This is a genomic window from Stenotrophomonas sp. 3diitr2024 (genome assembly GCF_042136455.1).
Lineage (GTDB): Bacteria > Pseudomonadota > Gammaproteobacteria > Xanthomonadales > Xanthomonadaceae > Stenotrophomonas > Stenotrophomonas sepilia.
Map to the genome: position 1 here is coordinate 1 of NZ_JBHHMJ010000510.1, position 9,894 is coordinate 9,894.

General features: G+C 63.7%; 7 protein-coding genes. 1 reads left to right on the forward strand and 6 read right to left on the reverse strand.

Translation table 11 applies throughout. The features are described 5' to 3' along the window. Nucleotides 1-149: 149 nt before the first annotated feature. From ABGA94_RS12925 to ABGA94_RS12950, 6 genes are all read right to left on the reverse strand, one after another. A complete protein-coding gene (locus tag ABGA94_RS12925; RefSeq protein ID WP_111128396.1) occupies nt 150-521 on the reverse strand; it encodes a DUF805 domain-containing protein in 372 nt (123 codons plus the stop codon). A 128-nt stretch (nt 522-649) separates the two neighbouring features. Beyond that, the gene (locus ABGA94_RS12930; RefSeq protein WP_329888429.1) at nt 650-1,060 is read right to left on the reverse strand and encodes a hypothetical protein; all 411 of its coding nucleotides are present in this window, start codon (nt 1,058-1,060) and stop codon (nt 650-652) included. A 448-nt stretch (nt 1,061-1,508) separates the two neighbouring features. After that, a complete protein-coding gene (locus ABGA94_RS12935) occupies nt 1,509-1,901 on the reverse strand; it encodes a DUF805 domain-containing protein (protein WP_162911569.1) in 393 nt (130 codons plus the stop codon). Nucleotides 1,902-2,018: 117 nt separating this feature from the next. After that, complete coding sequence (locus tag ABGA94_RS12940; RefSeq protein WP_111174759.1) at nt 2,019-2,432, reverse strand: hypothetical protein; 414 nt, start codon at nt 2,430-2,432, stop codon at nt 2,019-2,021. Nucleotides 2,433-3,087: 655 nt separating this feature from the next. Further along, complete coding sequence (locus ABGA94_RS12945; protein ID WP_375367472.1) at nt 3,088-5,427, reverse strand: autotransporter outer membrane beta-barrel domain-containing protein; 2,340 nt, start codon at nt 5,425-5,427, stop codon at nt 3,088-3,090. A 152-nt stretch (nt 5,428-5,579) separates the two neighbouring features. Next, nucleotides 5,580-6,236: an autotransporter outer membrane beta-barrel domain-containing protein gene (locus ABGA94_RS12950; protein WP_329847287.1), complete on the reverse strand. Its 657-nt coding sequence runs from the start codon at nt 6,234-6,236 to the stop codon at nt 5,580-5,582. Between the two features lie 335 nt (nt 6,237-6,571). Between ABGA94_RS12950 and ABGA94_RS12955 the strand changes: the two genes are divergently transcribed. Next, nucleotides 6,572-9,802, forward strand: a complete 3,231-nt coding sequence (locus tag ABGA94_RS12955) for an autotransporter outer membrane beta-barrel domain-containing protein (RefSeq protein WP_375367474.1) — start codon at nt 6,572-6,574, stop codon at nt 9,800-9,802. Nucleotides 9,803-9,894 lie beyond the last annotated feature (92 nt).

Here is a 9,894-nt window from a genome sequence, read left to right on the forward strand (position 1 = left end):
CAGATCCCTTTGCGCCGCAAAGGGATCTGACCCCAAGTGAAGCACATCGATGTTGCTCTGGTAGGTGCCAACCTGGGTTGGCACGAACGTGTCAGCCGCCGGTGGCAACACCGTGCCGACCAAGGTCGACACCTACCAACGCGGGCTGGTTACACGTGCGGAACCGGCGCACCGAAGCGGTTGCCACCCGGCGTGCCGGGCAGCAGCAGGAACACCAGCAGCACCAGGCTGACGAACGGCACGAACCCCAGCAACAACCACCAGCCCGAACGATCGGTATCGTGCAGGCGGCGGATGGTGGCCGCGATGGACGGCAACACGAATGCCAGCCACATCACGACGCCCAGGCCGGTGGCGACCAGCGCCAAGCCCTGCGAACCGCTGTAGCCGGCGTAGAAGCTCAGCAGATACAGCGGGATCGAAATGATCATGATGAACAACTGGAACCACCAGAATTCGCTGCGGCTTGCGCGGCCAGTGAACTGCGCATAGCGGGTGAGCGGAACCATCATCTTGTGCATCGATACACTCCCTGGAAAGAAGTGCGCACTATTGGTGCTGCCGTGACGATGAGCCATCGGAATCATTGCAATCGCCAGTGGCAGGCGACTGAACTGGGCGCTCCTCCGCAGTTCAGGACGCGAGCTGCTCACGCTGCCCGCAACTGCACATCCACATACTCGGCCAGCCCGCGACACGCCAGCAGCAGGCCCTCGCGCGCGCCATCACCCATCTGCTGATCGATATCGCCGTCCACGCGTACGCGTTCAGTGGCGTGCAGCAGTTCCAGCAGGAAACTCAGCCCCGCATTGGCGCGATCGATGCGCGCCAAGGCCAGGCGCTGCCCGGGTGTACGGTTGTTGTCGGGCCACGGCTGGCCATCGGCGGCATCGCCCTGGCGGATGTGCTGCAGGCAGGCCTGCAGGGTAATGGCCCCGGCACTGTTGCCGCTCTGCAGCGCGACGAAGGTGTCTTCCAGCGTGCGTGCCAGGTCATCAGGCAGGCGCGTGGCGGCCTCGCCCAGGGTGGTGGACAGGTGCGGGTAGAGGGAAGCGGTCATGGCGGCGTCCTTGTGCAAGCGGCAAGGGGCCACCCTGCTTAACAGCAAGGGTGGCGGACGGTGCGTGGTTGCAATACCGGTGGCTAATGTCGTCAAACGCCGGCGGGCACGAGGCCCCCACGCACCGCCCGCCATAGGTGCGCGGACAGAATGCCTGCCGACGCCACCCAACAAGGAAAGGGCGACGCCGGCAGGCAAGCGTAAACGACATTAACCAAACGGGATTGCAAGCCCGTGCCACCCGTTGTCGGTGGCACTACATGATTTGCATGAAGCGCCAATGCTGCCAATGAGAAAAATTGGAAAGTAGAAAAAATACGAATGTTCGCAGCGATCTGGCGAAAGCCGTCAATGCATGCAGATCGCGACATCATTTGTAGTGCCGAGCCGATGCTCGGCTTATCACGTGCAGCCGCGTGCTCGGCATCTACAAAATGCGAAATTGGATCTAGCGTGGCGCAGGTCCATAGACGTTATCGCCCTCCTGACCAGGGCGAAGCATCTGCAGCAGTACAAAGGCGGGTCCAACTGCAGGGACCATGAACGTAAGGCACATCCAGCCAGACTGCCCCAGATCTCGAAATCTACGAGCGACGAGCGCGTAGAACGGGACAAGGCTGAGCATGATGTAGCCAAACCAGATGTACGCAAACAGATCGCTCAATCGCATGCCCTCCCCAAGGACATCAGGTGGAAATCGGCGGGAGGCGTATGCGGCGATACCGACGATCAGTAGGCTCACCATGACCTGCAGGAGCGAGAACAGCCAGAACTCGCGTCTTGATGATCGCCCTTTGAAACAGGCGAAAAGACGAAAGGGGCGTAGTGCAAGACTGATCATGTTGAAGATGGATGATGGGCCGGTCGCCGAGCGTACCGGCCTTGTCCGGAGCATGCGATACAACAAGTTGCAGATTGATCGCTCTTCAACGCCGCCCCGTCGATTGACGAATCGGCCCTAGTGATGGGTGGGATCTCGCGTCGTGAGCTGGATCTGCTCTGATTTCGCAAAGGCGTCTTGGGCGTCACTCAGCCTCTGGAGGTCTGTATCCATGCGCTCGATGGCGGGTTCCAAGCGAGCCAGAAGCGATGCGGATTGCTCAGGGGTGTAGCCATCTGGAAGCTCTGCCAGGGCCACCATGATGGAGAACATGTCTTCGACGCTTTGCAGTGATATGAGGAGATGCCGGTGCAGATCCGCTGCCTCAGAGCGATGTGTCATGCGTTCTGCAGCTGCTCGCCGCTCGACGGCATTCTTGTGCGCCACCTGTAGTCGATACTGAAACTTTGAGAGGTCATCCCCATTATTGATCGCACCATAGAATTCATCTGCCCATGGGCCGTCGTTCCACGTATTGATCGTTTCGACCATGCTGTTCCACTTCGCTACGTTCTCCTCCAGGTAGCGGTCATTCGGATATGTGTAGCCCCGCGCATGTGGGAGAGCATCACATGCCGCAAGAAGGCCAATAGCCAGGAGCAGCAGAAGACGGGTCGCGCATTTCATATGAGTTATCAACGGCTGGGAGGAAGGGCCTAAGCTGGCGTGGTCAGATGGACCAGAAGCAGCTGCGACGCTCGACTCGGTGCTCGGGCATCCAGTGGATGGTGAGTCTAGGAGCGCAGATGTGAGGCGCTCAAGGTCAAAGGCGACAAGGGGGTGTCGTCGTGGTTGAGTCGTAGGTACTCCCGGTGAGTGATCCAACCGTCATGACGCCTTTCTGACGACGCGTGGGCATATTGATGATCCGCGTGTGCGAGTCGATTGCACCCATCGTGCTCGGAGCGGGTCGCTCTTTGTCAGGTGGACTGGAACAACAACTGAGGCTCATGGCGCGGGGTAGCGATGCGATAGACGATGGACTGGTTCGTATGACCTGCGATGTCGTCCGCCAGAGGCGACCTGCTCGCCGCAGTCGCCGGTAGAATGGACGCCTTCGGCGCTGCGGACGAGCGGCCGAGCATGGCCCGGCTCTACAGAACGCAGTACGGCGCCGGAATCATCCGGCGCCGTGCGTGTTTCTACATTACCAGCGGTACGACATGCTCAGATTGGCGGTGGCTTCGCGGTACCCATGGTCACCGCGCATCACACCAAATCCACCCCAGGCACTCAGTCCAGAACGGAAGTCCACACGTGCACCGGCATTGAGCTCGTAGCGGTTGCGCGGCACGCTGGCCTTCAGCGCTTCATCATCGAACGCCATGCCGTTGCTGGCGCCATCGCGGTACCAATTGGCCACCACATACGGGCTGACCGAGGCACCCGCTGCCGAGCGGGATTCGCCCTGCAGGCGCAGGCCCACGCGACCGGACAGGCCGCTGTCGCCCAGGCTGCGCACCACGGTGCCGTTGGTTTCCTCGTGGCGATCGGTGCTGGCGTCGGTGTAGACCAGCTGCAGTTCCGGCTGCAGGCTCAGCGCGGTACTGCCGATCTGGCCGACGCCAAAGCGGTAGCCGGCTTCCAGCGAGCTCTGCCAGATGTCCGAGTCGTAGCGTTCCTCGGCCAGGCCTTCGCCCTGCACGCGGTTGCGGAACTGGCCGCGCTGAACGCTGGCATCCACATACAGTGCATCGTTGCTCCAGTTGCCGTACACGCCCAGCGCGCCGCCGTTGACCTTGCCGCGTGCGCTGTAGCCGGTCAGCTGCGAACGCGAGGTGGCATCGGACTTGGCCAGCGTGCCCATCAGGCCGACGCGGCCCTGGCCGTTGTCGAATACGCCGATGTCCGCGCCCAGCTGCAGGCGCGAGCGGTCCACGCGCAGGTCCAGCTGGTCTTCCACCGCCGACAGCTTGCTCTGCGTGGCATCCACGCGAGCCCAGCCACGCACGCCCTCAACGGCGGAGGTGTTGCCGCCCTGGCGGTCGCGCCAGCCATGGCGCAGCAGTTGGCCCATCGCGAACTGGTTGGCCAGGTAGGCGCCGGCTTCCGGGCGCAGCACCGGTGTGGGGTCGACTGGGTCAATGGGATCGACCGGGTCTACCGGTTCAACAGGATCAACAGGATCAACCGGTTGGCACTGCGGTAGTGCGGGGTCGGCATCACACGGATCCGAGCGCAGGTACCAGTCGCCGTTGGTGGCGTCCTTGAACAGGAAGTACTCGTACTGCCCGCCCACCGCGCGGCCCTGCAGGTCGAACTGCGCGTTGGACGCACCGCCGACGCGGATCAGCTCGATGCCCTTGTCGGTCTTGGCGCCTGCGCCGCCGGCATTGAGCACGCGCACGTTGGCCTGGCCGTTGGCATCGCCCTTGATGATCAGCTTGTCGGTGGCCGAGGCATCGTCGCCCAGTTGGGTGTTGAACAGCAGGGTGCCGCCAGCGCCATCGAAGGTATCCATGCTGAGCGTGTTGAACGTGCTGCCGTTGCCCAGCGCCACGGTGCCGGTGCTGCCCAGGGCGAGGTGGCCGACGTTGCTGCCGCCGGTCATCAGCCAGGTGCTGCCGCTTTCGATGCTGGCCGAGGTGACGTTGATAAAGCGGCCATCGATCTGTGCCTTGTTGCGCAAGCGAACATCCAGTCCGCCATGGCTGACACCTGCCGTGTCCAGAACAATGTCGCCGGCCACGCGCGAATCATCCACGGCAAACCTGATCGATGCAGGACCAGGGTTGCCAGGACGATATGCAGCCACCTGTAGCAGCGTCCCGTTTCCTGCGTGAACACGTGTGCCGTTTGCGAGGGTGATCTCGAAGCGATCCTGTGCGCCCATCGTGGCAACCCGTATGGCAGGCCCCCGGCCGGAGCTCAGCGTCGAGGCGTCGACTGTCAGTCGCACCGGAGCTGTAGCGTAATCGTCACCGTAGAGCAGCGCGCCGACGTTGGCCGCCTCGATGCGGGAACCATTCCGGATCGAAGTCCGGCCATGACCCAAGCGCAACCCGAGACCGTCCTGATTGTCCCAAGGTGTAGATCCTCCGTCATCGACCTGGATGAGGGTTGAATCAATGACCGCGACGCCATCGACAGCCTGGAGGACTGCCGAACTCAGATCCACACCGATGGACTGTATCGCGGAAGGGTCCAGGCCTTCGCTGCGTGTCACCAGGATGCGGCTGCCGGTCAGGTGCACAGAGGCGGAGCCCGCCACGATCAGGCCCTTGCCGCGGAAGGTTGAGTCGCGTGCGGTCAATGACGAGGTGTCGCCCAGCAGCACGGAGCCTGGTTCCCAGGAGGAGGGATCGCTGATCGTGGCACCATCAAGTTCGACCACGCTGTCATCGAATGCCTCGATGCCGAGCGCTTCCGCGTTCTGTACGTGCAGGCTTGAGCCTGCGTACAGCGTCCAGGTCTCTACGGGGTCTCCGGCGGAGACAAGTGCGGACTCACCGACCAGTTCACGGGAGAATGCCGCGTTGCTATGCATGGCAAGTAACGCCAGCAACAGGCCAGAACCTAGTGGGTGCAAGCGGAGATTCGTCGGAAGGACGAGGGCGTTCGGATTGAGCATGGCGTTATCGAGAGGCTGGAGAAAGGAGAGGCCCACCCCGTCGCTCTGCGATAGGGCGGGCAAGACGACTACCAGCGATTGGCCACCACGTGCGGCCTGACCGACGCACCGGCGGCACTGCGGCCCTCGCCCTGCAGGCGCAGGCCCACGCGGCCGGACAGGCCGCTGTCGCCCAGGCTACGCAGCCCTACCGCGCGGTCCTGCAGGTCGAACTGTGCATTCGATGCACCGCCCACGCGGATCAGCTCGATACCCTTTTCGGTCTTGGCGCCTGCGCCACCGGCATTGAGCACGCGCACGTTGGCCTGCCCGTTGGCGTCGCCCTTGATGATCAACTTGTCGGTGGCCGAGCTGTCGTCACTCAGCTGGGTGTTGAACAGTAGGGTGCCACCGGCGCCATCGAAGGTATCCACGCTGAGCGTGTTGAACGTGCTGCCATTGCCCAGTGCCAGGTGGCCGACGTTGCTGTCGCCGGTCATCAGCCAGGTGCTGTCGCTGTCGATGCTGGCCGAAGTAGCGTTGATGGCTTCTGCACCCTGCAGGTCAAGCCAGGCGCCATTGCGAATCGTCCATTCTTCAATGGGGGTGCCCGCTTCGATCGTGGCTTCTGTGCCGTCCAGCGTACCGGCAAAGGCATTGGATGCCGGCAGCAGGGCCAGCGCTGCCGGCAGGCAATGCGCCAGCGACTGCATCGGCAGGGGTACCAGTCGGCAACGATCTTGCATGATCATCTCCATAGGCGAGAAAAACGTTCAGCTCGGCACTGACTGCAATCCGGCTTAGGGGCGATTCAGGCAGTAGGCTTATAAGTCAATACTTCGTGAGGGTGACGTCATTTCGTGGCACTAGCGTCAGTCTGTGCTGCGAGGGGCCCAGTTTCTCCGTGGCGCCGCACCGCGACCATGCAACTAGTTGCAAAGGACGCTTACCCGCTGTCGCGCCCCAGATTGTGTTCAGTTACATGTGGTAGCCGGCTGCGGCCACCCGGAATTGCAAGAGATTCGATGTCTATGGCTGCAGCAATCTTCAACCATGCCTCCCACTTTTCCGGAGGCATGCCATGCACTTCCCCATTTCCCAACCATCCGCTCTGGCGCTGTCGTTGGCCGCCGCACTGGCCTCAACTGCACCCGCGCTGGCGCAGCAGATCATTGCCGACGGCGACGAGCAGACTCCAGCGGCGGGTGACTACGCCACCACAGAACCCGTCGAGCCTGGCAACCCTGCGGGCTACGCGTTCCATGCCATCAATGGCGGCAGCATCGTTCCCGCAGGTGAGGTCAATCTTCGAACCGAAGGCATGCGAGCGGCCGCCGCGCGGGCCGATGGCACGGGGAGCCGTGTCGAGCTCCAGCAAGGGAGTGCGACCACCACCGGCTATGGTGCTGCAGGTCTCTCCGCCGCCAATGACGGGCTGGTGCAGGCCACCGGTACGCGTATACAGACCTTTGGCACGGCATCCAATGGCGCCGAGGCAATGGGTGGCCAGCTGGTACTGGATCAGGTTCATATCACCACGCACGCGGCGCTGTCACACGGTGTCTCGGTGAAGGGTGGCAATGCGCATGTGGTGGATAGCGTGATCGAGGTCAATGCCAGCCAATCCAATGGACTGGATGCGGATGCCGGCAACGTGGTCGCAGAGCGGACCCGCATCGAGATTGGTGGGAGTGGCTACGGTGTGTCGGTCAAGAACGGCGGGGACGTGCACTTGCGCTCGGTCCAGATCAATGGGCGTGGCGCGGGTGCTACGGGGGTATTGGCCGCATTGGGAAGAACGATACTGGAGGATGTGGACATCAACCTCAGCCATGAGCGCTCCGGCGCCGGTTTGATGATTGGTGGTGACGTCGAAATGCGCGGGGGCAGCATCCATGCCGGCGGAACCAATGCCAGTGTGATCAGTTTTGCCACTGGCAGCAGCGGAACGTTGCTGTTGGAGGGTGTTGAGATGTCCGGGCATCACGGCATTCACATGACTGCAGGCACCGAGGTGACGATGCGCAACAGCCGCCTCGAAACCAATTCGGTGGGCATCAACATCAACCAACGCGACGGCGTGGCCAGCGTGCTCGGCTCATCCATCACCACGCGCGATGGTGTTGGCATCCTGATGATGGGCAAGGGTGAGCTGGATGTGGACGGCTCGGAGATCACCGCGGACGGTGAGTTCTGGCAGGCCATCTCGGTGCTGGATGGAACCGCCCGGGTGGCGTCCAGCCGATTGCGCACGCTCGGCCAGAACGGCCACGGCCTGTATGCGGAGGGTTCCGGCGGGAAAAATCCGCAGGTGAGCGCAGGCATGACCGACATCCTGACCGAAGGACACGGCGCCATCGGCGCGATCGCGCGCTTGGGCGGTACCGTGCACTTGTCCGACAGTGTGGTGCGCACCACCGGCATCAACTCGCACGGTGTGTTGTCGGGCGGTACAGGCGAAATGACCCTGACCAATACCCATGTGCGCACCGAAGGCGAGGGCGCGTGGGCGGCGGTGATCAACGACAACGGTCGGATGCGCATCGACGGCGGCTCGCTGGTGAGTGCGCAGCACGGCGGCGTGTGGCTGCGCAGCAGCCGCGACCCGGGCCTGACGTTGTCCAATGGTGCCTTGGTGTCGGGTGGCAACGGCATCGGGTTGGCGTTGGACGCCGCTGTGGCCGGGCGCTTCGATCTGGTGCTGGACGGTCGCTCGCAGCTGGTGGGTGACATCGTCATCACTCCCGAAGATGAAGACGCCGGGCTGGTGCCGCAATCCGAAGTGCATGCGCGCCTGGCCGACGGTTCGCTGTGGCAGGGTTCATCCGATCTGGTGCAGACGCTGGCGATCGAGGGTGGCAGCCAGTGGACGCTCACGGGCGATGCCACGGTTGGTGGACTGCAGGTGCTTGGCAGCGGGCTGGCGTTGTCCGATGGCACCGGTCGCTTCAACACGCTCACCGTGGACGGCGACCTGCACAGCGAGAACGCCATCTTCCTGTTCCAGGGCGCGCTGGCAGGCGATGACAGCGCGATCGACCGCCTGCATGTGCGCGGCGACAGCTCGGGCGATGCAAGCATCCTGGTGAAGAACATGGGCGGTGTGGGGGCGCCCACGGTGGATGGCATCCGGTTGATCGAGATCGACGGTGCGTCCCTGGCGAGCTACACGCTGGCCGGGCGTGCGGTCGGTGGGTCGTACGAGTACTTCCTGTTCAAGGGCGGTGTGACCGATCCTTCCGATGGCAACTGGTACCTGCGTTCGCAGTGGTTTGATGCCTGCAAGGACAACCCGGCCGGGCCAGGATGCGTGGTCGATCCTGGCCCGGATCCGATCGATCCGACCGACCCTGTGGACCCGGTGGATCCAGTCGATCCGATCCTGCCGCCGCCGGTACTGCGCCCGGAGGCCGGTGCCTACCTGGCCAACCAGTCTGCAGCGATCAACCTGTTTGCACACCGCATGCATGAGCGCATCGGCACCCGTTCGTGGGGCACTGAGCGCCAGGCCTGGGCACGGGTGGGCCGGCAGCAGGCCGATTCCAGCGCGGTCGGCAGTCAGCTGTCGGTGGACGGCGCCGCCTCGGTGCTGCAGATCGGCAGCGATCTGCTGCAGCGTGGCAATGCCGCGTTCGGCGTCATGCTCGGCAGCGGCCGCGCCGACAATCGTGCCGTCTCGCGGCTGACCGGCTACAGCGCCACCGGCCGGGTGCGTGGCAACGCAGTGGGTGTATACGGCACCTGGCTGCAGGATGCTGGAGGCGCGCAAGGTGCCTACGTGGACGCAGCGCTGCAGTACGGCCGCTTCGACAACCGGGTGCAGGGCATCGGCCTGGAACCGGAGCGCTATGACTCAGGCATGGCCAGTGCGTCGCTGGAGACCGGCTACACCTTCACCGTGTGGCAGGGCCCCACCAGCGCGCTGTACGTGCAGCCGCAGCTGCAGCTGAGCCATGTCGACTTCCGCGCCGATCGGCACGTGGAGAGCAATGGCACGGTGGTCGACCAAGCCGATGCCGGTGGCCTGAGCGGGCGCCTGGGCGTGCGCGTGTTCGGTCACGGCACTGCAGCCGGCAACACGGTGCAGCCGTACCTGGGCGTGAACTGGTTGCGTGGCAGCGGCAGCAGCACGTTGCAGTTCAACGGTGAGACGCTGGGCGCGGACCTGCCACGCAACCGCTACGAGATGCAGGCCGGTGCCGAGCTGAAGCTGGGCCAGCGCTGGGGTGCGTGGGGCGGCGTGAGCGTGCAGCGCGGCGAAGGCGGCTATCGCAACGTGGGTGGCCAGGTGGGCCTGCGCATGGCCTGGTAAGCGGGCGTGCAGCGGGGTCGGATCCCATTGCCATGGCAGTGGGCTCTGACCCCTGGCTGCTGCCGTAGAGCCGAGCCTATGCTCGGCTCACC